Below are 24666 nucleotides of genomic sequence, written 5' to 3'. Positions count from 1 at the left end.
TGGGAACCCATTCACGGGCCCAGATATCAGCTCTCATTGGATCACAACACCCCATACTGCAATTTAACAGCCACACACCTCAATCCAACCACAGTTTGGGAGCTATTCGCTCCGATGCAATGGAAAATTGCTCAACCCAGTCGATTAATCCCTCAATCGCCATTGGTTTGGCATAAAAGTATCCTTGCACATACTGACAGCCCAAGCCTTTTAAGCAATCTAGTTGTCCTTGTTGTTCTACGCCTTCGGCTATCACTTTGAGCGATAAACTCTCCGCCATCGACAAAATCGCGTTGACCAAAACGGCAGCATCTTGGTTTTGATCTATATCTTGAATAAAACCTCGGTCTATCTTTAATATATTGATGGGGAAGCGTTTCAGGTAGCTAAGCGAAGAGTAGCCAGTGCCAAAATCGTCGATTGCTAAGTTGACCCCCGTTGCCCTTAAGCTTTGCAGCCAAGCGGTTACGGCTTTATCATCTTCAAGTAAGATGCTTTCTGTGATTTCAAGCGTTAAGTTCTCTGGAAGAAAGCCTGATTGCTGCATGATTTGTTTAATGATAGTGGCGTTAAAGCCGAGTCGATACTGCTGACTCGAGACATTTACCGTCAAATAACAATTCATACCGAGCGCTTTATTTAATCTGCGAATATCATTACATGCCTTAGCAAGTAACCACTCACCAAGAGGAGCAATTAGGCCGCTTTCTTCAGCGACTGGAATAAATTCAGCAGGGGAAATATACTGGCCGAAATCAGTTGGCCAGCGCATGAGCGCCTCGACACCATATAATTTACCCGACACCGTATCGACAATAGGTTGGTAATGTACGGTTAAGCGCTGATGTTCAAGCGCAGCTCGGAGCAGCTGCTCCAGCTCAACTCGACGATTCACCTGTTGCTGCATTTCTTGCGCAAAAAAGTGATACTGATTGCGCCCCGCCTCTTTTGCTTTATACATGGCTAAATCGGCAAGTCGTAATAACTCTTTTTGATCTTTTGCATCACTTGGTAAAATCGCGATCCCAATGCTTGCCCCCGTAAATACCTCAAAGCCGTTGATCACAAATGGTTCGCTCAGTGCTTTGACAATTTTATCGGCTACTTGAGCGGCATGATCCGGATGCGCAATTTGGCTCAATAACAATACAAATTCATCTCCACCAAAGCGGCTCAAGGTATCGCTTTTACGCAGCAGGCCGTTTAAGCGCTTGGCTACAGAGATAAGTAAGGCATCTCCGGCCTCGTGACCCATGGTGTCGTTGACGCGCTTAAACCTATCTAAATCAATAAATAACACTGCACTTTGATGATGAGTACGGCTCATGCGTTTAATATCTTGCTCAATGCGCTCAAGTAATAACGTTCTATTCGGCAGTCCGGTCAACACATCGTAATAGGCTTGATATTCAATCTGCTCTTCTTGCGCTTTGCGCTCGGTCATATCAGACAATATGGCAACGTATTGCTGCACAAGCCCTTTGTCATCATGCACGACACTGATTGCTAGCCACTCTGGATATAAAGTACCGTCTTTACGCTTGTTCCAGATCTCACTCGCCCACTGTCCGTGCGAGTTGAGGGTGCTCCACATCTGCTCATAAAAATGTTTGTCATGCTTACCCGAACTTAAAATATTAGGTCGTTGACCAAGCACTTCATGTTCTTCGTATCCAGTAATTTTGGTGAAAGCAGGATTGACCGCGGTGATCTCAAGTTTTGCGTTGGTGGTCATGATCCCTTCTTGCGTTGCATTAAATACCGCCGCTGCGGTTTTAAGCTGTGCACTTGCGCTTTTTTGTGCAGTGATATCTTCTTTGATCGCAATAAAGTTAATGATTTCCCCTTGTTGGTTTTTAATCGGGGAAATAGACGCATACTCCCAATAGTAATCTCCAGACTTACGGCGATTGTAAAACTCACCACGCCAGACTTTGCCTTGTTTGATGGTTTGCCACAGCGCTTTGTAGTCGGTAAATCCTTGTTTGGAGCCTAGTACTTTGGGTGTTTGTCCTTTCACATCCTCAAGTGAATACCCAGTAACTTGTTCAAACTTAGGGTTAACGTATTCAATGCGAGCACGAGGATCGGTGATCACAATAGAAGAGGGGCTTTGCTCAATGGCATGGCCCCACTTGCGAAGCTCTTCTTCCGCTTGTTTAAAAAGGGAGACATTAACACTCACAAACACTTGGCCATTATTGTGTGTGTTCGTTTGTTTTACCTGTAACCAAGCGCCAGATTCGGTTTGATGCAAATTGGCGTCGGAGTTAAAAATTTCTCCAAACTGCTGCTGCCACTCTTCTAGTTTGCGTGGCATTTTTTCGCTATCGGCAATTGCGAAATGATTACGCCAAGCACTGTTACAGAGCAGCAAATTGCCGCTGCGACTAAAAAGAGCAAAGCCTTCGGTTAAACGCGCAACGGCATCGGACAAAGTTTGGCTGGTGCTCAGAATTTTATTTTTGGCCACATAAAGTCGGTTTGCAAACACAATCAAGAGCAAAAATAGCACAATGGTCAGCAGTAAGAGTAATTCACTTTGATGCTTGGTTTTTTCTATGGTTTCACTGTGGTGCTGGCTATATGCCGCGTAAAGTGCTGAAAAAGCTTGGTCACTCGGCAAAGACAAAAAGCGTTGTTTTGCCTTTTTTAATTCTGCACTGTTAGCAAGCGCGACATTAAAATGCTGATAGATAAGCTGCTCTAAGCTACTTTCAGAGTTGATGGTCATTAAAGGCTCTGCGACAAATTCGTAGAGCTGACCCAACATTAAATTAGCAAGCATTCTATTGGCGTGGGTTGCCAGTTCGGGCTCACTCTGCTCCAGCTCGATTAGCAACTCGGGAAGATAAAGCAGGCTATTTTTAATATTTGCCGCCGCAGTTTTAATGGACTCGACTTGCAATACTTTATTACTGAGTAGCCGACGATAAGCATCAAATTGCTGTCGAATGTCAGGCGTGGCTTCTGCAAATAATGCATCTCGCTGTGGTGTATTCAAAGCATCAATTGCATGCGCTAATTGCGCTAACTCATCATATTGATTGAGCTGTGCACTAAGCATTTGTAACACAGCGGCATCCAGTTTGGCATCAATACTTTTGGCTTCAAAGAGCAGGGTAACTCGTGCTTGGTGTGTTTGACTGCTGAGCTCTTGCTGCGAGTAAAAATACGCAAAAAGCGCAATTGGCGCGCACAGCAGTAACGCTTGCACACCAATGAAGGCCTTATTCTTCATTCGTGGTTTTCCAAATCCATTTCGTGGTGATGTCCTGCTAGGCTGTCAATAAAGGCAACTAGCTTGTTAATATCGGAGTCTGAGATATTGCGGCCAAGTTGGTATTTGGCCATGGTCGCAACGGCGGCTTCTAGGCTGCTATGACTAGCATCGTGAAAAAAGTATGCTTGTTTGCTAGCAAGTCGCAAGCTCGGTACTTTGAACACAAAACGATCTTGCTCATTGCCAGTGACGTTAAAACGACCATAATCCGCGTTTTGAATTGGTGTATTTCTATCGCCAAAATAATCACCAAAGGTGCCCATTTTGGCAAACATATTGCCACCAACATTGCGCCCTTGATGACAACTAATGCAACCATACCGTTTAAATAACTCATAACCGGCAATAGCCGACTTAGGCAGTTTTACGCTTTTATCTTTAAGCCATAAATCGAACGGCGCATTAAGCGTGATTAACGACCCTTCAAAAGTCGCTATTGCGTCTTTTATCGTGTGCTGCGTTACGCCCTGCGAGTACACTCTAGTAAATTGCGCGACCAGCGTTTTATCTTGATTTAACTTGGCAACGACTTCTGGCCACGTCATATCATGCTCTTTTGGGTTTAAGATGGGTGAGTCGATTTGATCATAAAGCGCTTGCGCACGGCCATCCCACGCTTGACGAATATTTAAAGCCGCATTGTAAACAGTTGGAGTTTTTAGCTCACCGAGTGCGCCATTAACACCACTGGAAAGGGGCTTTACATCCGCGCCATGAGTGAGTAGTTGGTGACATGACGCACAGCTGACTTGGTTTCCTCGGGAAAGCCGCTTATCAAAAAAGAGTGATCTGCCTAAGGTGACTTTATCGGCATCAAGCCCTATTGCAGGCTCAAGTGGCAGAATTGGCTCATTTGCTGCTCCCAATAATGGAAACGCAAAAAGTAATAAACTCCAAATTCGCATACACTCCGCCCAAGTTGCCATCTTGGTGTAAAAGATAGCAACATTCGGCATTGCAAATTTTGATTTAAAATAAGCTTAGCAATAGAAGTTGTGTGTTTTTATTCACTCACCCCGCACGGCTAGGCTTGTCACTTCACTCAGCCAGTTATCAATTACCTCAGGAGTTGCTAAGTGCGCAGGGCCAAATAGCGTATGTTGAGTTGGCTCTATACCACAAAATCCCAATGTCCCATGTTCTAGCTGAGCCATAAGCCCAGCAGCAACTTCTTGCAAATAAGTTTGCGGCGTGTCTGAGGTGAGAATGATTCTTGCGGTTTTATGCGGTAGAAGCTTTTCAATTTCAGTGCCGGTCTCACTGTATTTAAAAGCAAAGCCTGGAAGTAATGCTCTATCTATTAGCCCTTTGAGCTTGGCAGGTAACGCCAACCACCAAATTGGGCTTACTATCACAATGTGCTGCGCCCACAGTAAGTTCTCTTGGAATTGCTTGAGGCATGGCTCTAATGGTTGGCTCGCTTCATAACCATACATCAAATTGATTTCAAAGTGCATCTCACTAAGATCCATTCTACGTACTTGATGTTGGGTGCTTGCTGCTCGCTCATAACTTGTGGTGATAGCGTGGCACAAGCTTTTGGTTTTGGGGTTACCGTTTAGTAGCAGTATTTTTTTCATCGTCGTTTCCTTATCACATGACTGAGAAACGAGTGTACTGCCTCCCCTTAACGGGAGAGTCAAGTTACTCTACCTGAGACTAGGATAACCTGAGCTGCGGATAATTAATGCCTTTCTAGCAGCCAGTTTTAGCGCTAACTGTGTTGAATTCACTTCCAATAGCCAGCTATTGGTGCGTAAATTCGCCTTGCCTACAGGATGTAGGTACCTTAGCGAGAGCAGGACGCGGAAGCGGTGTTTTCCCTAAATCTTGCTGGCTAGACAAGGAAAAAACTAAGTTGTGCTTTAGCAACAATGAGTTGGAACATTCCTTATCCAAACCTCAGGTTAGGATAGTTTTATCTGTGGACATTCATCGAGCGATGCGATGCAATGTTCAATACGCCGTATTTTTTGCTGAAGCTGCGCAACTTGCTCTATGAAAGATACTTTGAGTTCGACTAAAAATGTGTTGATTTCTACCCAGTTGACTTGCCGCCCTTTAATTTCAATCACCTGCTGTAATTGCTTAATCGACACGCCGAGCGATTTTGCTTCTTTTATTAATAACAGCAGATCGACATCTACTTGAGAATAGACGCGATATTTACCAACACGCTCCGGGGTAGGAATAAGCCCTTTCTCTTCATAAAAGCGAATGGCCTTGACTGACAGCCCAGTTTGCTTCGACAGCTTGCCAATATACATTTTTGATTCTCCCAGCTAAAAGCAAAATAACGGTTTACAGCCTCCATAAAAGTTGCAACCATCTAATACCAATTGCACGCTAACAAAAAGTATCGTCAAGGAATAGCAAAAGATGTATCAGTTGTTTTACTACCCTCGTAATGCCAGTTGGGCACCACATCTCGTACTTGAGCACCTACAACTAGAAAAAGAACTGCTCTTGATCGATAGAAAAACGCAACAACAAAAGTCTGCGACCTATTTAGAACTCAATCCAACAGGGCGGATCCCGACATTGGTCGACGGTGACCAAATCATCTTCGAGAGTGCAGCAATTTGTTTGCATTTATGCGAAAAGCACCCTGAAGGAAAACTTATCCCAGCACCAGCAACCCCACAGAGAGCCACGTTTTATCAGTGGCTTTTTTATTTAACCACGACGGTTCAGCCAGAACTCATGTTGTATTTCTATCCTGAAAAATATCAGCTGTCACCAGAGAGCAGCAAGACCATGTTTCAAGCCGCTGAGCAACGAGTCAGCGACATGTTTGCACTTATCGACAAGCAGTTAGCAACAAACACCTACTTAGTTGGTGAACATCTCACGCTTTGTGATTATTATTTATTTATGCTGGCCCATTGGGCAAGTGGGTTTAATACTGCGCCAAAAGACTATGCACATTTGGGCCGATTTATGCGAATGATGGCACAGCAAAAAGTGGTAAAAAGAGTGTGCGAAATTGAACAAACCGATCTAAATTTTTATTAGCATCCATTACACCAAGGAGGAAAAAATGGAAACCTTAGTGAAAAACTATATCTCTGCCTACAATCATTTTGATATTCCGGGAATGCTAGCTCAGCTCACGGATGATGTCGTGTTTGAGAATCTTGCCAATGGTGAAATTACAACGCGTACAACCAGTAAAATGGAATTTGCAGAATTAGCAAATCAGTCTGCTAAGTTATTTTCAGAACGCAATCAATCTTTAACCGCTGCCACGCAAGACAATGATCTGTTTATTGTTCATGTGACCTACAAAGCTAAATTAGCCCAAGACTTAGCCAATGGCATGAAAGCAGGACAAAGCATCTCCTTGCAGGGCCGCTCAGAGTTTGCATTTCGCGATGGAAAAATTTGTTTGATAAGAGATATAAGCTAACTCCTTACTCCAAACTCAGGTTATTAACTTGGCAAAATCAGCGCGCTTTTCTATGCTGGTTTTGCACTTTCATCATTAATTCATTTCGACCTAAGCACTATCTTACGATCAGTCTAAGACGAATTGAAATAAAACGGAGAACAACAATGGGACTATTAAGTGGTCTACTCGGAAATGCAAGTGAAGTAGACAGTAGCGAAGTAGATAAGTTATTAGCAGATACGCTAATTGCTGGAGAAGAGGTTGCACAAGCTTACAAGGTGATCCGCGACTTATTTATTTTTACCAACAAACGCCTAATTTTAATCGACAAGCAAGGCATGACGGGCAATAAAGTAGAAATGCTCAGTATCCCATATAGCAAAATCACAAAGTACAGCAAAGAATCTGCGGGTCACTTCGACCTTGATGCGGAATTAAAAATCTGGATTGGCTCAGATCCAACGCCGATTAGTAAAGAATTTAAAGCAGGCGACAATATCAACCAAGTGTATAAGATCATCTCACAATATTGCTTATAGCCACGCCCAGTTAACTTTGAATAGGCACGCAGGATGCGTGCTTCTACCTAGCTCTTCTTTGTCCACTCTTTTATCAATAGATTGCAGGCTTGGCGCTATAACAAATTTGCAGAGTGACCTATCAACCGCCATTTTTCATCGCTACATAAATACCAAATAGACTGCCTTAGTGCGTCATACGACCTCTCACCCAAGGTATTTTCCAGTGCGGAGACGTACTCAATCACAACCTTATTGGGACTCTGCTCAACTAACTTATAATCCTCGCTAATTATTTTATGCTCGCTGAGATCTTCACTCTTCAAGCCTTCAATAATGTCATCTTTCGTCATACCATCGCAAAATAGTCCACTTTCTGAAAACTCATCATGGATGTAGTCCGAGATCAGATTAATATTTTTTCGTAGCTCTGGCGAATGTAACGCTCGCTCTAAAGCTTCAATTTTATCCAGCATACTCTTTCCAAAAAGCCAGCATAAACCGGCTTTGCTTCTGGGCTACTTACTTGCGAGGCCAAACACCTGCTAGGCATACATCTACAAACTTTTTGGGTTTCGTCAGCTCAATCTCAACTTGTGAATGGGCAGCTTCATTACGCTTAGCACGATTTTTTAAATATGACATGACTATCTCCTTTACTCTTGAATTATAAAGTTATGTACACCTAACTTAGGCAGTACAGATTGAAAAAACTTGATGTCGAATAAGGCGGCGTGTTTTTCAGGCAATATTGAATCGACTTTAAATAGGTAGGGAACTTGATTAGTGGTTAGCGGATCGAGATCTGATGCCTGACAAGCCAGACAGTATGTTCTTATTATAGATTGGTAATGATCATTATATTCAATATTTTCTAGTGGAGTTTCATTCCCGAGAACCACTTTTTTTCTAATTGGATAATGGTGTATAAACTGCCCAACACCTTTGCAAAATGCTTGGTATAGTTCTGTATGCAAAATAAATGCATGGAATAACTCATCCACTAACTTGCTTGCTGCAGCAACTGCTTGTGGCGAAATAACCACAAATATTAGATAGTCTTTCAGACCCTCAACGACCACTTGGATCTCATCATCAGATAATTTATATTCCAAGTGCGTTTCTATATACCAGTCAAACCACTCCAGTACAGCATCGTCAAACTTATAGTTTTCAATGAAATCGACCGCATTTTCCTTACCCTCAATTGCTTTCATTAAATCCCGTCTCCATCTCAGCAACAGCCTTAAGGTATACGTCTCACTTTAATTAGTCAAAGTGATTCTGCCCCTAATTGATTACTCGCACAATAAACATGCTCCTGCTATCAAATTTCAACTGGCTTTATTTAATGAATTTAAACACTGCAAATGCATTGAATTAATAACAGTAAAATTAGGCAATCTAGTTACACGTTTGCCAATTCAAACTTACCCATTTGCTCCTTAAAGTTTACAGCTGTTCAAATAACAGCTAACTTGTACCTAAAAGATTGCATAAGGATATAAAAATGATAAAGCAACTTACTAGCATAATTTTATGTTTTGTACTGACGGCATGTGGCAGTGACACAAATGATACAACTCCAACAGATATAACCTCTAACAAGCCTCCAACAAATACGCCTTTACCATCATCACCTAAACCCCTTCCTGATATGAGCTTCGACCAAAGCTTTATTGATGATGTTTCTGAGTTTGTTAAATTAGCGCATGCCGTTCAGTATTTTTATCCATCGGCCGAGGTAAGAGAATCAGATTGGTCACTTTTCATCGCGGAAAGCATTGTCGAATTAAACCAAACACCAAGTAAAGAGCGTAGAGAAAAGGGGATTGAACTCATAAGGCAAATTGCGCCTTACTTGGTTACAAAACAAAACCATATCCCAAAATTGCTCCCTGATACGCAAACATATACTTGGATACAAAATGCGCCGGCAAACGTAAGTGCTTATACGAGTTTGCTTACCGCAGGCACGTTTAACGAGCTTCAAGAGAGAGAATTCGCGCCCAACGAACTGTTTGTAACCCTCAACTTTTATCAGAGTTCCCTCTACTTACCACTCTACCTACCAGTTAAAACAGAGCTCACAGGTGGCACATATACAGAATTAGGACGATGGCAAGTTGAACCTAACTTCGCGCATATTGAAACATGTATGGCTACCGTGTCAGGAATGTGGGCCAACATTCAACATTTCTGGCCTTACTTTGAACAGATTGATGTCGACTGGCCAGCAAGTTTGAATCCACTACTAGCCGCATGCTTAATTGAAGAGCCAAATAAAAGGCTGCAACTAATTAATACCGAGTTCACAAAATTGAATGACAACCACATCATAATCAAAACGACTAATATGCTTACGAATAACAATACATATTATGGTACTTTTTATTACGAGATAGTAGAAGGCAAAGCGATTGTTACAAGCGCTCAACAAGATGACCCAAATGGCGTTGAGGTTGGAGATGAGCTACTTACCGTCAATGGTGAAGATATTATTGAATACCTTTCAAGGAAAGCGCTTTACTCTTTGAAAAGTGAATTACAAAGATTGAGTCATACTGCGAGACAGCAGTTCTTTTTTACAGAAAAGATCCCGCTTAGTTTTACCCTTAAAAAGTCAACGGGCACTACTTATCAAGCAACTATAACGCCAATAGAACCCAGTGAAATAAAACCTCTTGTTAGCTCACCCTACGTGCCTCACTCACCATCAAACATTGAATATCTGGGTGACAATATATATAAACTCAATATCTATAACGTTACACCAGATGACCTGAACGCGATAAAAGAAACGTTAAAAAATGCACAAGCCGTCGTGATCGACTTTCGCCATTACCCACAAAGCTGGGACGGATGGCGAAGCGTATTAAGTTGGTTTATCAAACAAGATGCGATTAATGATACTTTGTCTGTGCTATGGCAAGGAGCACCAAATCAAGCAGATAAAAAGGCTCAGTCATTTCAGCAAATAATTCATAGAGATGCCAACCCACTCTCGATACCCGCCATTGTACTTTCCTCTAGGAGAAGCCAAAGCCAAGGGGAACATGCGTTAATATTTGCACGCAGTGGCGGCTTGCCCATATTAGGAGAACACACATCAGGAATTAACGGAACAGTATTTGGGATCCCTTTTTTCGGGGGAGTAGGAGAGGGGAATTTAGGTGTTGAACTTTATTACACCAATACTCTATCAAGCCGCTATAATGGTGACCCTCTGATCAACGCAGGTATTGCGCCAGATTATTTAGTGCCAAGAACTAGAGAGAGCATTATCAATGGTACTGATAATCAAGTAGAACGTGCCATTGATATTCTAAAATCAGAGCTTTAGTCTTATAACAGCTCACTTAATTGAATGGTCCACTTAAAAGCTATGACAACAAGTAATTAGCTTTTAAGTGGACCCAAACTTTATGAACTAACTCAGAATGAGGAGTTAGCGCCACATCAACTTACCGTACGCTCTGAGCGCAGATAAAAAACCGCAGAAAAGAGCAAGGAAACAAACACTTGATTCCAAAAATTAGAGACAAAGGGATCAGCAACAAACTGAGATGCAATATGCCAAATACTCAGATTTAGCAAAAAACCGAGTACAAACCCATAGCCTTTGTATTGTGCGAGCAATTGCCCCAGTTCTTGCCTAAAACGCTGATATTGAGCTAATTTGCTCATTTTTATACTCCAGTTATTGATTAGCAACCGTAAGCTCTACCACTTCCTTCTTGGCCGATATTCGATTTATCAACAGTACATCGTTGTCGTTAATGTCGGTGAGATAGTCGACACTGGTAGGCACTTCGCCGAGTATGGTAAACGACATTTTGTCTAGATCATAGGACCAAAGTTGATTATCTTCATTGACGCCATATATCCCATTGCCGCGCATTACAAAAGATTTTCCTCTGCCGCCTTGATTGTCTAGTGCATTGATCCGCTGAGGCTCAACAGCGCCTATTTGCCAAAACTGATCAAGTCTATCCTTATACACAACTTTACCGTGTTCACTTTCAAGTGCCCACAGCACAGGTTGCTGCGTCAATATTTGAAACGATTGTTGAGCAAAATCATAAGCAGCTAACTTCATTTCTCCCTTTACCCGAATCTGTGTTAGCGCACGTTGTTTTGCACTTTTCCATTGATATAAGCGTAAAACAGGGTAGGCGTGCGGGTAAGATGTCAAGCTGCCATCTAAAGCAATTCGCGTCAGTACACCACTGGCACTGACCAATATGCTTTGGCCATCCTCAGCCCAGTGGATCCCGCGAACAAAAGTATCTAAGGGGAAGTTAGTCAGTTGTCGCGTGTTATTGCCATCGCTTAACCACACCTGTTCAGTACCAGAGCGCTCTGACCAAAATGCCACTAAATCTCCATCTGGCTGAAAGACAGCATAATCTTCACCAAGGTTGGTTCGCGCAAAGCTGGTGTATGTTTGAGCGCCTTGTGCTAACTGTGTCAGCGGTAATTTGACGATATCGCTGTCGTAAGGCCCTTTGATCATCAGTACACTTTTGCCATCAGGACGAAATTCAGGCTGTCTCATTCGATCTGAAAACGGCAATTGAATTTTACTCACAAGCCCTTCATAAGTCAGACTAAATAGCTGACGTCCGGTACTGAAAATCAATTGCTGGTTGAGTGGGTCAAAACTTGGGTAGATATCGTGAAATTTAGTAATTTCCGGCGGCAGCTGGATCTGATGGCTAGAGATCAACTCACCGTCGGGTTTTAGCATATCAATATAATGTAGGCCATCGGCATGAATACTACTGACCGCGATTAAATCATCTTGAGGGGAATAAGCGTAATCAATCAACGTCCCGTCTTCTACGGTATAAAGATCGACACCGCTGTCGTCATCAATGGAGTAATTGATCAGCTTCCAGCGCTCGCCTTGTTTTTGCTTCAATACCACATTGCCATCGTTCAGCCAGATAGGCTTATCAACCACTGAGTTTTTACACTGGAGAATAACTTTTGGCTGCTGAGGGCCTTTCAATGCTTTAGTAAAATCGAGTGTTACAAGGTCGTAGCAGCGCTTTTGTGTAACGGGCTCGCTACAAGCATCGGTGGCCAAAAACAGTAACTGCTCACCATCTTTTGAGAAACTATGCCTGCCGTATGCTCCAAAGCGCTCTGTGAGCAAGATCTCTTGCTGGGTATCCGCCTTTTTTGCCCATATCTTATTATCGCAAAACTTATCTAAATAGCGGTGAAAAACGATGTATTGACCATCTGGGGAATAGCTTGCATCAAATTCTTTATCGTCAGTTGCGGTCAATGAGCGCAAAGTATCAAAGAACAGTGGTGAAGGTTTTTTGATGGAAAAATATTGATAACCGATAGCCCCAAGCAAAATAGTGAAGGCAAGTAAAACAAACACATAAAGACCGAGCTTGTTTTTATTCTGACTTTGATTGAGGTGTTTATCTTGTTGCATTTCAGGTTCAGGGACTGGCATTACCTCAAGTTGCAGCTCAGTATTCGTCAGCTCGTTCGTTTGCCCTCCCCAACGTACTTCACACTCTAAGCTATACCCTTTTTTAGCATGCGTTTGGATGTAACCTTGCACCTTACCATCATCCCCAAGCGCCTTTCTCAATTGCGCAATACTACGCTGCAAAGTATTAGGAGAGACCACCGTATCTGGCCATACTGTATCGAGCAAGGTATCAAGGCTCATCACTTTGCCTTGATTCTGAGCCAAGCAAGTGAGTACTGCCAGGGCCTTTGGTGCAAGCGTTTGACATTCACCTTGGTGTGAAATCTGGTTACGTGATAAATCTACAAAAAAATCACCAACCCAATATTGTTCTACCATAAATCCCCAATGTGCCTAGCGCACGCACTAACCACGCCAATTATTATAATTATCAGTATAAGGATAAACTTGAAGCAATCGAAACTCAACAACATAACCACTTGATAGAAATAGTTTTTTATTTAAAAGTCACAATTCAGCACAACATCATGTAAACGTCATGCATTTTTGTTCTCAGCTGCTAAGTTGCCAGTACGAGATACTTATTCACTAGTCTAAAAATAACATGAAAGAAGGAAATGTGTGATGAAACGTTTGCTGTTTATGCTGATATTACTCCTATTCTGTAGCTTGCTACATGCCAGTGAAGTACCGCAATATGCGATGCCCGGAACACAAGTTGTGCCACTAAAAGATATCACTACCGGCCATCAATATGAACTTTATATCAAGCTGCCTGAGGAATACTCAAAAGATAAAAGCTATCCTGTACTCTACTTTACCGATGCGGTATGGCATATCGAAGCATTGTCTTCGGCAACCTTCTTTTTGTTCGATGAAGTGATCCTCGTTGGTATCTCTTGGCGGAAAAATATCAACACCACACAGCTTCAAGAAGAAGGCCCTTTTGTTAGCCGTTACGCTGATTATTCTTTTACAAAGTCAAAAAACAGTGAACAACAGCACAAGTACCAATTTGGCCAAGCCAATGCCCACGCGGCCTTTATTCGTAATCAAGTTATTAAGTATGTTGAAAGCAATTACTCGGTAAAGTCCAATAGTCGCAGTTATTTTGGCTATTCTCTCGGTGGACTATTTGGCGCCTATATACTGCTCACCCAGGCAAATACCTTTGACAACTATATGTTAGGCAGTCCATCTGTTAGACAACTGGATGCGCTAAAAACACTCTCTAGCTCCAAACAACCACTCAAAGGGAAAGTGTTTATCTCTGTTGGTACAGACGAACATAAGTTAGCACCGCAAATCGACGCATTTATCGACTATCTAAAAAGCACGCAAAGTGACAGCTTATCACTGCACAAGACAATGCCCGATGGCACACATCAAACCGCTTTCCCTGAAACCGTAATCCGTAGTATCAATTGGTTAAAATCTATTTATGGGAGTAGTCAACAATGAAATTAGCACCGATGTTTCTTTTACTAACGATTGTTGCTTCTCTCAGTCATCGGGCTTCGGCACAAGACGAATTCCCGATACTGGAAGGTCCTTTAATGGGACAAAAACCTCCTGGATTAAAAGCAGAACCTTTCGCACCTGGAATTATCTCTAAGTCGGGATGGGAGCTAGAAGGCGTATTTGCTCCAAACATGAAAGAGTTCTATTTCACCTTAGACCGTGGTGTATACACCACCGAAAATAAAACTGGATTTCGTCCAACTGTCATTGGTTTTCGACTAATCAATAATAAGTGGGTGAAATACACTGAGTTTCCTCGTGCCGGAGAGGTAAGCTTTTCACCAGATGGTAAACGCATGCACATGGCAAAAAAATACAAAGACAGAGCAGGTGATGATTGGTCTGAACTTACCAGCTTGGGAGTCATGTTTGACCGCCCTGAATGGGGGATAATGCGATTGTCCGCTTCAGCAACTGGAACCTATGTATTTGATAATTACAAGCAAATAAATACGGTTAGAATTTCAACAGTAAAAGATGGTATGCGCCAAGAGCCAGTACTCTTGAGCAGTGAAATTAACTCAGGGAAAAAATCAGCACACCCTTTCATAGCGCCAGACGAAAGCTATTTAATTTGGGATAGTGAACGTGAGGATGGTTTTGGTGACTCCGATCTGTATATCAGCTTTAAGCAACCTGATGGAATATGGGGACCTGCAATAAATATGGGGGAAAACGTTAATTCAGATAAGTGGGATGCTTATGCAACGGTCACCTCAGATGGCAAATACCTGCTGTTCAACCGTGCTGTTGATAAAGCAAATAACAACGTCGACATCTATTGGGTGGACGCTAAAATCATTGATGATGATTAGAAACAAAAATCAATAAAAACAAAACCTTAAATATTTCAATAATGTAATCCTTAGCGTATGTGATAAATGCCTATTTCTCACATATACGGAAGCTTTGTCTGCCTCCATACCTGCGTTCGCTTTGGTAAAATACTGCCAAAGCGAACAAACCTTACCGACTGCTTGCTTTTTATCCAGCTTCAGACCAAAATAAATGTAACCAATATTAGTTACTTACTTAAATGTAACCAAATTAAGTTACCTTTATGACATCAATACCTCAAGGTGCGGTGATCACAGCAGACATTGTCGGCTCACAATCGCTGTCACAACTACAACTTACAAGGCTGCAAAGCGAGTTAAAGGATTACTTAGCTGAAATCGCGACTGCGGAGCAGGGCTATTATAGTTTTTACCGCGGCGACGGTTTTCAGCTTGTTTTGCCAGATGCTACGAAACTGTTCAATGTAGCATTACAGCTACGGTTGTTTTTAATTAGCCGACATAGCGATGCCAGACTCAGCCTCGCGATCGGTGAAGTTAATATCACAGCAGCAGATTTATCAACCGCAACAGGTGCTGCGCTGGTACTTGCAGGCCGAGGGTTGGACGCAATTGGACAAGCAAGACTCAAGTATAACAATGACAGCAATGCCCACTTTGCATTAAACCTTGCATTCGTGGATTTATTACTTTCGAACTTAACCCAAAAACAAGCAGAGGCCGCTTTTATTCATATTTCACACCCTAAGTTGAGCCATGCCGATATTGCAAAACAACTCAACTCCAGTCGGGTGAACGTGACTAAATTACTCAATAGCGCACACTACACTTTATTAAATCAATTTTTAGCAATTGCACGCTCGCACCAATAGTCGAATGCTCAACACTTACATATCACGAGGTGGACTTAATGAACGAATGGCAAGTATTGTTATTGTGGTTAGTAATAGGCCACACAATCACTGACTTTTACCTCCAACCCATGAGCTGGGTGCATGACAGAAATACCCATCACTATAAGTCCATCAAGTTGTTGTGGCATAGTGTCGCGCATGGCGGGGCTGCACTTGCAATCATCCTACTTTGGCAGTCGACTTTGTTTTGGGGAGTACAGTGGGATGCGCTGCTCTTTGCGCTAGCGGTAGGTATTAGCCACTATTGTATCGACTTAGCTAAATCCTATTCTAGCAAAGGCGTTATTCCTTTTGTGCTAGACCAATGTGCACATATCACTATATTAGTGGCCGTCACTTGGCAAATTGCAGAGCCTGAGATTGCCCTCAGTACCTTTGCCAAGCCTTTTGCCAATGTCCAGCTGCTAATACTGGTTGTGGGGTATTTAATGGTATTGCATCCTGCATCGATATTCACCAGCATGCTGCTTGAGCGTTGGCAACTCAATAATTCAGCTCTTGATAGCCTGCCGCAAGCAGGAAGTTTAATTGGTCAACTTGAACGTGTATTACTACTGAGCTGCGTGTTACTGGATAGCTGGGCTGCTATCGGCTTTATTCTCGCCGCTAAATCGGTATTTCGCTTTGGCGATCTAACCCAAAGCCAAGATAGAAAGCTCACCGAATACGTGATGTTGGGCACGCTTGTCAGTGTGTTGTTGGCCCTTGTGGTCGGCGCCTTAATCAAACCATTTATGCCCATTCAATTGTAATTTAATCAATTCCGCGCCTTGACATTTAATCTAGGGCCTGTGTATCTTTCAAGTTTGTTTTTGCAGCAGTTTGATTGGTATTTATACAAGGCAGAGCCTGCGTAGCATAGTTATTCTATGTGAGTCAGGCGATAACACAGTAGAAATGCTAATCAAGCGCTGCCCTTTGGGTTCACCTGAGTGCGCTTTGTTCATTGTTGCTCAACTTTTGCCTAGATTACTAGGCGGCAAGTCGAGCGTCGCGACCAAAACACACTCAGGAGAACAAAAGTCAAACAGCAAAGATCAACAGGCCCTTGTGCCTGCAAAATACACGTAGGCACGATCTATCGCTAATTATTTGCCTCTATTCGTTTTATTTCCTCATTAGGAGTTGCCATCACAATGAATAACTAAGCCCTTTGTAACTGACGAACTTATTATTAATTTCCAGTGCAAGGCTTATGGTTATCGTTGAGGCTTCTCAGAGTAATCTATAGACTCTCATTTTCTATTTTACTGTTTATGGCTTTTACGAGTCTTTGTGCCTTTAGCCTTTAGCCTTTAGCCTTTTGCACTGCTGCGACTAGGAGCAGTAATTATGCCTTGGATACAGGTAAAGCAAGCAAGCTTGACGCTTGCAAATGGTCAATGTTTATTTTGCGATGTCGACTTAACAATAGAGCGACAATTTATTGCGATAACAGGCCCAAATGGGGCAGGAAAATCACACTTACTCAAAGCCCTATCCGGTGAACAGCCTCTAACTTCGGGCGAGCGCCAAAGTCATGGGAAATGCTTTTATCTCCCACAAGATGCGACTAACCGCTTTACCACCGTTTCTGAACTACTCGGACTTGAAGAGAAGCTAGTAGCACTGCAGCGAGCCCATCAGGGGGTAGCCTCTGAGCACGACTTTGACTTAATCTCAGATGATTGGCAGTTAGAATCAACTTGGCAAGCAACACTTGCACCGCTAGCACTCACTTTGGAAACCCCCTTTACAAGGCTTAGTCCAGGAGAGCGAATGCGAGTTTATATTGAGATACTGCAATCTCAGCCTGCAATCCTATTACTGGATGAGCCGAGCAATCACATGGACAGCAACAATAAACACTGGCTAGCCGAGCAGCTAAAGCACCACAAACATGGTGTGGTTGCCATCACACACGATCCTATTTTATTGGACGCAGCCGACCATATACTGCACATAAAACAGGGGGAGCTAACTCATCACTCACATGGATTTGACGCCTATAGAGAAACGCTACTTCAAACTCAAGCTCGACAAAAACAACAACACTTGGCAAATCGCGCGGCACAAAAAGCACTTAAACAAGCCATAATAGCAGCGGATCTGCAACATCAACGGCAAGCCAGTAAAGGAAAAGCACAAGTGCGTGCTGGTAGCCAAAGTAAACTGGTTACTGACTTTAAGTCAGACAGAGGGAGTAAGCGTCATGCCGGACAAACCCATAAAATTCAGCAAGCTCAAGATAGGGTTAAGAAAAATGCAGTTTACTATCGAGAAGACAAACAGCAGTTTCATTTTAACTCAACTTTTCGAGCAAAAGAAAAGATCCGCTTATGTGAAGCCGAACTGTGCTTTGGACCGGAAAAGACACTGAACCTTTTTGCGGATACAACACAAAAGCTCAGGGTAATTGGAGAAAATGGCATCGGAAAATCGACCTTGCTTAAAACCCTTGCAGGTAAGCTAGAGTTAAGGCGCGGAGAAATCCAGCGCCCAACAACATGTATTTACTTAGATCAGCATTGCGCTTGGCTTGAACAGGGCCATAGCGTTTTAGATATTGCCGAGCGCTCACTTGACACGCCACATCATAATATCATCACCAGCTTTGCAAGCGTTGGTCTGAGTCTAGATAAGATTTCAGGACCTATCACGAGTCTCAGTGGTGGCGAGAGAATGAAAGCGGCCATCGTGCTGGCCGTGCAAATGCAAGGCTTTTTACTGCTTGACGAGCCTGATAATCACCTCGACCTTGAAGCACAAGAAGAACTTGCTGCCATGCTTAATCAGCTTCCTTGTGGATTTATACTGGTCTCTCACAATGAGTATTTTTGCAGTCAGCTTACCAACATAAAAGTTCTACCGCTGCGTGATTAATAGTCATAGAAGGAAGAAAAGGGGGAGGAAGGAACGCCTCCCCCTTTGGGCACTTAGTGGCGTCTCTGTTATGACCACTAAATTAAATGGGCTGAGACGATTGCACGTCTCAAACCACATGGGGACGATGGGTTAAAGCGGTAATACCTCGAGGGTCGTGACATAGCTGCCGGCACGTTTTGTGGCGGGTGCTTGTGCTTTGTCGTCTTCATATTCCACTTCAAACCAATACATGCCTGGCTCAGATAGCGTTAGCGTCACTTCACCTTTGGCATTCGTTGTATATTTGTTTGGTTGACTGTTGTCACGGTACTTTTCATCCTGACGTACCACTATCACTTCTGCACCCTTGGCAGGTTCACCATCCATCGTATACTGCAAGGTAATTGGTTCACCGGTGTACAAATCATTAGGGTGAGTAACCGGGTTTAGTTCTAGCCCTTTGCCGGTTGGCTTAAGCGCAGTGTTATTTGGTGCGCCCAAAGTTACAAATACCTCTAATCGTCTTGCAACGTCGGTCACACTTAAATCTTTTGCCGTTTTTGGCACTTCTTTGTTAAAGGCTTCTACTGAGCCAATTTTTCCGCGTCCTGGCCAGTAATGCTTTTCACCGTTTTCATCAGTCCAGCGCGCCACCAACGAGCGACTTTGGTTAAACACTTTGTAAGTGCCTTGCTGATTGAGCTCAATGTCAAACACACTACGATACTTAAGTTTTGCGGCGTTCTTAAGCTCGACCTTGCTACCAGAAGGGGACAGTGCAGATAAACGTTCTAGTGGATAAGCATAATGATCTGGGTTAAAGATCCCATTGGCGATGGCAGCATCAAACGTGATCCATTCGCTGTCACCAGATACCACAGTGGTACTTGGCTTTATCCATACTCGGTGTGCTTCACTTAACGGGCTATATGCGGCTAAGGCAACTAAGACACCAGAAACTAACGTTGAAATTTTCACGATTAAGGCTCCATTGTTAAAATTGTTGTAGCGAGTTCAGATTTACCTTCTGCAATCACAGTGACAGGCGCAGTGATAGGTAAGGTCACTGGCAGTTTCAATACTTCACGACCTCCAAGCTCACGAGCAGCCTCCACAAACAGCGTGTATTCACCCGCAGGTAAGGCTTTAAATTCATCGCGCCAAGGGGTTAAATCAATCTTTGCCGTACCTGGGCGCCTTGTCGCACCAGTCACGCCATCTACAGGCATGGATAGGCTACGACCGCTTCTACGCCACCAAAGACGTAAGTCTTTTAGCCACTTTTCACCTTCTTTATCCGCCATATTAACGTCATACCAAACGGCAATATCGGCAACTCGCTTTTGTTTGCTGTCTGCCAGCCATACTGCGACATAAGGAGGATGATATTCCGCAACGTTTAAACGCGGGATCGTGATTTCAACCTCATCAGCTTTAGCGTGCGCGGGTACCATCAGCACTAAAACAGGTAATACAAAGCCTGCTGCGATGAGCGGCCAGGTCGACTTTCTTCCTCGAGAATGCTTGTATAAAAGCCATAACCCTGTGAGTGAAAACACTACACAAGCTACTGAAAACACATCAATAAACATACGCCATGCAAATCCTGTATTACGTCCTTTGTGAAGATCGTTAAGGTATGATACCCAACCACGATCCGTGATCTCTTGATAAAACTCACCGCTATCAAGGGCGATGCTAAACCAGCCATCGCCACCAGCTCTCGGTAGCGCAACATACAATTCGTACTCGCTCCACTGCACTTGCTGTAGTGCAGGTAACGCCGCGCCTGTGTGTGACTGATACCAAGATTGAAAGCTGTGTGGCAGCGCTGCCTGCTCTGCCGCCGCGTTAAGCTGGGTCAACAGAGCACTTGGCAGCACCGCTTCTTTAGCATATGTAGTCGGCTCAGCTTCTATCTGGCTTGCGTGATTTAAGGTGATCCCAGTCACGGCAAATAGCAGCATTCCCACCAAACACACGGCAGAACTCATCCAATGCCAAGTGCGCCAATCAAACAGCTTTTTAAATCGCCGATTCGACGACTTAGCCGCTGAGCGAGCTCGTGTCATTAAAAGGTCCACGCCAATGAAGCCCAATAGCGACGACCATCTTCAAAGTAGCCGTATTCTGCTTCAGTAATTTCTTCATCGAAGAGGTTGTAAATCCCAAATCCAAGCTTAATTGCTTCGTTCAACTGATAATTTGCACCTAAATCAGTTAGGTTATACGAAGGTGCGACTAAGCTACTTTGCGAAGGCCCTGTTACAGGCTGGCTTTCTTCACCACGATAATGGAAACGTAACCACGTGTTTAGCTCATCCGAATACTGATAATTAAGCGACGTTTGGAACAAATGTTTAGGTAACTGGTTTAATGGACTACCAGCATATACTCCGGTTTTTTGCTCCGAATCTGTGTAGGTATAGTTTGCGCTAAGCTTCAGTTTTTCAGTCAATTGACCCGAGAAGCTAATTTCACCCCCTTGGGTTACGGCTTCATCAACGTTGACATAAGTTGTCGGCAACGAGCCAAACTCGTTAGGGCCGTCCGTACATTGAGTTAGTGGGCATGAAACCCGTGAAATTTTATCGTCAAACTCGTTATAGAATACCGTTGCTGAGGTGCTGATCCCTTTAGCAAGCTCGAAGTATACGCCTACCTCGTAATTAATTGAGGTTTCAGGGCTTAAGTCTGGATTACCATAAATATTACCACCACGACTCACTTGGCCCCACGCCGCCGTGCTTTGACGCAAGTTCGGCGCTCTAAAGCCGGTTGAGATCCCACCTTTAACGGTCACCGCATCTGATGCAGTATAAACACCGTATAAGCGCGGGCTAACATGGCCGCCAAAGTTACCGTCTTTGTCGTAGCGTAGGCCCATAGTCAGGGCAAATGGCTCAACGATGCGCCACTCATCCTCAGCAAATACCGACCACTGATCGTTGTCGACTTGCTGCAAATCACTAATGCGGTTACTGGTTTTGTCGGTCAAGTCTTCATTGAGATAAGCAACACCGATTGAGCTAGTATGAGACTCGCCAAGCGGTAACGTCCAAAGAGACTGGAAATCTACGTTTTTGACCGTCATCTCACGGGATTTATTGTCAAACTCTTCATGTTTTACGTAACTACGAGAGCTACCAAATGACCAGTAACCGTTATGCGTCAAAGAGATTGACTCACTATCATATTCGGTTGTGGTGGACTCAGGACAGCCTCTGCGGCCACACGGCTCACCTGGCGCAAGCATTGCTACCGTTTTACCTAGCGTGGCATCAAGCGTTTGTGAAGCAATACCATAATCCAATAACCATTCGTGTTCATCTGATGGTGTATAGGCCAGTTTTACCTTCAGCGTGTCGGCATCGCGACCTCTAAAGCCAGACACTATTTCGTCTTCGTCTCTGTGCGTAGTTTGGCCGTAAATTTGTACCCCTAAGGTATCTTTGATTAGCGAGCCTGCGGCAAAGAAATTAGCCTGATAAATATCACCTGAGCGACTGTTTTCTTGGCTGGTTGCGTCAACTCTGACTTCTCCATGCCACTCGTCAGGCGTTTTTTTAGTAATAATGTTAATTACACCACCAATTGCATCAGAGCCATACAGCGAAGACATAGGCCCGCGCACAACTTCGATACGTTCGATGGCAGCAACAGGAGGCGTCCATGCACCTTCAACACCAGGGCCGTCACTATTTGGCCGAGTCTCACGCGAACTTTGTCTTTGCCCGTCGACTAAGATAAGCGTGTACTGACTGCCCATGCCGCGAAGGCTAATATCTTCCCTGTCTCCGCCTCCAGTTACTACAACTCCGGGAACATCTGTCATGGCATCGGTAAGGTCTCGATAAAAGCGCTGCTGTAGCGCTTCTTGATTGATAACGCTAACAGACGCCGGCGCATTTTTTAGCAGTTGCTCAAATCCAGAAGCGGATACGACGATCACTTCCACCTCTTCTTTTATTTCTGATTTTGCATCACTTTGTGCAAGTGAGGAAAAAGGCAGGGCAGCTGCAACAGCTAAAGAGAGTGGCGCCAAACTACGACAGGCCATCAACATCGAGAAACCTCCATGATAGAATACAAGATAAATAACAATTATTTTCATTTGTAATGGTATGATGATTGCGTATTTTGGAGCAATGCGGTTTTTCTTAAAGGTATTTTAAGCAGGTCTTAACAATGAATCAGAAATTGACTCGCGGACTTCAAGTGTTCGCAAAAACAGTAGAAGCTGGCAGTATGAGTAAAGCCGCTGACTTATTGCATATGACCACCTCGGCCGTCAGCCAGCAGATCAGCAAATTAGAGCAAGACATAGGCCTAAGTTTATTTAATCGAAATACTCGTAACCTCACGCTCACAGAAGCGGGCTCTATCTATTACAAATCCGCGATACAAATACTGCAAACTGCGAAGCAAGCGGAGCATGAACTCGAGTTATTACAACATACGCCTTCTGGTATATTGAAGATTTCTGCCCCCATCGGGTTTGGAGGAGGGCTACTCAGTAAACCACTGCGCTACTTGAGTGAGCAGTTTCCACAAATAAAAGTCGATTTGATCTTAACAGACGAACCCATTGACATCATTACTGAGGGAGTTGACTTAGCTATCTGTATAGGCCCTTTACAGGACTCAAACCTGATTGCCCGTCACCTTGCTGACTGGCAACTAATCCCCTGTGTCAGTTGCCATCATCCACTGGCACAACTCAATATATCGCACCCAGACAGCTTAGCGCCTCACGCCTTGATTGGTCATTCGAGTAGTAAACAAAACCCTTACCATTTGAGCCACCAACAAACCCATCAGCGAATAGCGCTGCCGGCAGCGCGCTTTATGGTGAATAATATGCAGGCTTGTATTCAGCTCACCCTAGATGGCATTGGCTATGGGGTATTACCTGAACCAGAAATTAGGCACCACCTTTCATCAGGGAGGCTAAAACGGCTATGTTCAGAGTGGTCATTACAAAAATATAGCGTTTACGCCGTGACGCCGCATCGCGATACCGTTGCGGCAAAAACAACCGCTGCCATTGAAAGCCTAAAAGAGTGGTTTACCCAAGTTTCCAACGACAACCAAGTGTTTGTTGGCGACTTTAGTTTTATCTAAGCTTCGCTCAGCTGAACTTTGGTAGTTAACCTGAGCTGCGGATAATTAATGCCTTTCTAGCAGCTAGTTTTAGCGCTAACTGCGTTGAATTCACTTCCAATAGCCAGCTATTGGTGCGTAAATTCGCCTTGCCTACAGGATGTAGGTACCTTAGCGAGAGCAGGACGCGGAAGCGGTGTTTTCCCTAAAACTCTCTGGCTAGACAAGGAAAAAACTAAGTTATTTTTTAGAAACAATGAGTTGGAACATTCCTTATCCAAACCTCAGGTTAGTTAATAAAAAATGGCGAGCCATATAGTTGGCTCAGAAGTGTCTGTATAACTTACTTTATGCTTTTGATGTGCGGGAATATTAAGACTGTCACCCGCCTTTAAGGTTACTATTTTACCATCATCAAAAGTCAACTCACCACAGCCCTTTAATACCAGTACCCATTCGTTTTCGTCTTGGTCGTAATATCCAGAGCTTGGAGAGGTATGACCGTTTGATACTATCCGTTCAATACGAATATTTGGATGAGACAGCACCGTTTCAAAAATTTCTTCGGTTACATCAGCTGGAATATCTTTTAGAAAGTTCATAAGTTTGAAACTTGGGCCTAGCAATTAGTCAAGGATAGAGAAATAATTTGCCGCAACAGCACATCCGTTTATCTGGTAACGGCAAATTGGGAGAATGGTACAACTTGATCTGTAGAAATGTTCAATACGTCGTTCTCAATCTTTCAAAACAATCCATCAGGCGATTGGTGAAAAATCCCCTAACTTAAGCGACTCCACTCAGACTTCTTACCCAGTTGTACAGTCACCATTAAAG

At 43.5% G+C, this 24666-nt stretch carries 23 protein-coding genes; 10 read left to right on the top strand and 13 right to left on the bottom strand.

Features of this window, described 5'->3' with window-relative positions; all coding sequences use genetic code 11:
* Nucleotides 1-79 precede the first annotated feature (79 nt).
* From EXT48_RS20655 to EXT48_RS20640, 4 genes are all read right to left on the bottom strand, one after another.
* On the bottom strand, nt 80-3241 hold the full coding sequence (locus EXT48_RS20655) for an EAL domain-containing protein (protein WP_130165610.1): 3162 nt from the start codon (nt 3239-3241) through the stop codon (nt 80-82).
* Complete coding sequence (locus EXT48_RS20650) at nt 3238-4188, bottom strand: cytochrome-c peroxidase (RefSeq protein ID WP_130165609.1); 951 nt, start codon at nt 4186-4188, stop codon at nt 3238-3240. The genes EXT48_RS20655 and EXT48_RS20650 overlap by 4 nt, the downstream gene beginning before the upstream one ends.
* Nucleotides 4189-4290: 102 nt before the next feature.
* Nucleotides 4291-4863, bottom strand: coding sequence for an NAD(P)H-dependent oxidoreductase (locus EXT48_RS20645; protein ID WP_130165608.1), 573 nt, complete (start codon nt 4861-4863; stop codon nt 4291-4293).
* Nucleotides 4864-5190: 327 nt separating this feature from the next.
* Nucleotides 5191-5550, bottom strand: a complete 360-nt coding sequence (locus tag EXT48_RS20640) for a MerR family transcriptional regulator (protein ID WP_130127475.1) — start codon at nt 5548-5550, stop codon at nt 5191-5193.
* A gap of 112 nt (nt 5551-5662) precedes the next feature.
* Here EXT48_RS20640 and EXT48_RS20635 point away from each other — a divergent pair, with 112 nt between their 5' ends.
* From EXT48_RS20635 to EXT48_RS20625, 3 genes are all read left to right on the top strand, one after another.
* Nucleotides 5663-6298: a glutathione S-transferase family protein gene (locus EXT48_RS20635; RefSeq protein ID WP_130165607.1), complete on the top strand. Its 636-nt coding sequence runs from the start codon at nt 5663-5665 to the stop codon at nt 6296-6298.
* 25 nt (nt 6299-6323) lie between these two features.
* A complete protein-coding gene (locus EXT48_RS20630) occupies nt 6324-6692 on the top strand; it encodes a nuclear transport factor 2 family protein (RefSeq protein ID WP_010605566.1) in 369 nt (122 codons plus the stop codon).
* A 146-nt stretch (nt 6693-6838) separates the two neighbouring features.
* Entirely contained in the window at nt 6839-7213 is a 375-nt protein-coding gene (locus EXT48_RS20625) for a PH domain-containing protein (protein WP_130165606.1), read from the top strand.
* A gap of 95 nt (nt 7214-7308) precedes the next feature.
* Here EXT48_RS20625 and EXT48_RS20620 read toward each other — a convergent pair whose 3' ends face one another.
* From EXT48_RS20620 to EXT48_RS20615, 3 genes are read right to left on the bottom strand one after another with little or no spacing between them, the layout of a single operon-like run.
* The gene (locus EXT48_RS20620) at nt 7309-7668 is read right to left on the bottom strand and encodes a nuclear transport factor 2 family protein (protein WP_130165605.1); all 360 of its coding nucleotides are present in this window, start codon (nt 7666-7668) and stop codon (nt 7309-7311) included.
* Nucleotides 7669-7714: 46 nt separating this feature from the next.
* Nucleotides 7715-7837: a hypothetical protein gene (locus EXT48_RS24010; protein WP_017216907.1), complete on the bottom strand. Its 123-nt coding sequence runs from the start codon at nt 7835-7837 to the stop codon at nt 7715-7717.
* Between the two features lie 11 nt (nt 7838-7848).
* The gene (locus EXT48_RS20615) at nt 7849-8409 is read right to left on the bottom strand and encodes a hypothetical protein (RefSeq protein WP_069023109.1); all 561 of its coding nucleotides are present in this window, start codon (nt 8407-8409) and stop codon (nt 7849-7851) included.
* A 293-nt stretch (nt 8410-8702) separates the two neighbouring features.
* Here EXT48_RS20615 and EXT48_RS20610 point away from each other — a divergent pair, with 293 nt between their 5' ends.
* Nucleotides 8703-10535, top strand: coding sequence for a S41 family peptidase (locus EXT48_RS20610; RefSeq protein ID WP_130165604.1), 1833 nt, complete (start codon nt 8703-8705; stop codon nt 10533-10535).
* 116 nt (nt 10536-10651) lie between these two features.
* Here EXT48_RS20610 and EXT48_RS20605 read toward each other — a convergent pair whose 3' ends face one another.
* Together EXT48_RS20605 and EXT48_RS20600 are read right to left on the bottom strand one after the other, a co-directional pair.
* Nucleotides 10652-10879, bottom strand: a complete 228-nt coding sequence (locus tag EXT48_RS20605; protein WP_130165603.1) for a hypothetical protein — start codon at nt 10877-10879, stop codon at nt 10652-10654.
* Nucleotides 10880-10892: 13 nt separating this feature from the next.
* The gene (locus EXT48_RS20600; RefSeq protein ID WP_130165602.1) at nt 10893-13028 is read right to left on the bottom strand and encodes a winged helix-turn-helix domain-containing protein; all 2136 of its coding nucleotides are present in this window, start codon (nt 13026-13028) and stop codon (nt 10893-10895) included.
* A 246-nt stretch (nt 13029-13274) separates the two neighbouring features.
* On the opposite strand from EXT48_RS20600, the gene EXT48_RS20595 reads away from it, so the two are divergent.
* The 5 genes from EXT48_RS20595 to EXT48_RS20570 all read left to right on the top strand — a co-directional run bounded on the left by EXT48_RS20595 (nt 13275) and on the right by EXT48_RS20570 (nt 18744).
* Complete coding sequence (locus EXT48_RS20595; RefSeq protein WP_130165601.1) at nt 13275-14111, top strand: alpha/beta hydrolase; 837 nt, start codon at nt 13275-13277, stop codon at nt 14109-14111.
* On the top strand, nt 14108-14986 hold the full coding sequence (locus tag EXT48_RS20590; protein WP_130165600.1) for a PD40 domain-containing protein: 879 nt from the start codon (nt 14108-14110) through the stop codon (nt 14984-14986). The genes EXT48_RS20595 and EXT48_RS20590 overlap by 4 nt, the downstream gene beginning before the upstream one ends.
* A 245-nt stretch (nt 14987-15231) precedes the next feature.
* Complete coding sequence (locus EXT48_RS20585; RefSeq protein WP_130165599.1) at nt 15232-15840, top strand: hypothetical protein; 609 nt, start codon at nt 15232-15234, stop codon at nt 15838-15840.
* 38 nt (nt 15841-15878) lie between these two features.
* On the top strand, nt 15879-16634 hold the full coding sequence (locus EXT48_RS20580) for a DUF3307 domain-containing protein (protein WP_130165598.1): 756 nt from the start codon (nt 15879-15881) through the stop codon (nt 16632-16634).
* Between the two features lie 580 nt (nt 16635-17214).
* On the top strand, nt 17215-18744 hold the full coding sequence (locus EXT48_RS20570; RefSeq protein WP_130165597.1) for an ATP-binding cassette domain-containing protein: 1530 nt from the start codon (nt 17215-17217) through the stop codon (nt 18742-18744).
* Nucleotides 18745-18876: 132 nt separating this feature from the next.
* On the opposite strand, the gene EXT48_RS20565 is transcribed toward EXT48_RS20570, so the two are convergent.
* The 3 genes from EXT48_RS20565 to EXT48_RS20555 are packed head-to-tail and all read right to left on the bottom strand — an operon-like array spanning nt 18877 to nt 22792.
* Nucleotides 18877-19704 carry a DUF4198 domain-containing protein gene (locus tag EXT48_RS20565; RefSeq protein WP_130165596.1) on the bottom strand — a complete coding sequence of 276 codons (828 nt, stop codon included), beginning with the start codon at nt 19702-19704 and terminating at the stop codon, nt 18877-18879.
* A 2-nt stretch (nt 19705-19706) separates the two neighbouring features.
* Nucleotides 19707-20798, bottom strand: a complete 1092-nt coding sequence (locus EXT48_RS20560; protein ID WP_130165595.1) for a PepSY-associated TM helix domain-containing protein — start codon at nt 20796-20798, stop codon at nt 19707-19709.
* Nucleotides 20798-22792 carry a ligand-gated channel protein gene (locus tag EXT48_RS20555; protein ID WP_130165594.1) on the bottom strand — a complete coding sequence of 665 codons (1995 nt, stop codon included), beginning with the start codon at nt 22790-22792 and terminating at the stop codon, nt 20798-20800. Before EXT48_RS20555 ends, EXT48_RS20560 begins: the two co-directional genes overlap by 1 nt.
* 122 nt (nt 22793-22914) lie before the next feature.
* Between EXT48_RS20555 and EXT48_RS20550 the strand changes: the two genes are divergently transcribed.
* Complete coding sequence (locus EXT48_RS20550; protein WP_130165593.1) at nt 22915-23850, top strand: LysR family transcriptional regulator; 936 nt, start codon at nt 22915-22917, stop codon at nt 23848-23850.
* Between the two features lie 272 nt (nt 23851-24122).
* On the opposite strand, the gene EXT48_RS20545 is transcribed toward EXT48_RS20550, so the two are convergent.
* Nucleotides 24123-24431: a cupin domain-containing protein gene (locus EXT48_RS20545; protein WP_039495367.1), complete on the bottom strand. Its 309-nt coding sequence runs from the start codon at nt 24429-24431 to the stop codon at nt 24123-24125.
* Nucleotides 24432-24666 lie beyond the last annotated feature (235 nt).

Origin of the sequence: Pseudoalteromonas sp. CO348, assembly GCF_004208845.1 — a bacterium.
Lineage (GTDB): Bacteria > Pseudomonadota > Gammaproteobacteria > Enterobacterales > Alteromonadaceae > Pseudoalteromonas > Pseudoalteromonas maricaloris.
The sequence above is the reverse complement of the archived record's forward strand: the minus strand, read 5'-3'. Positions and strand labels throughout refer to the sequence as shown.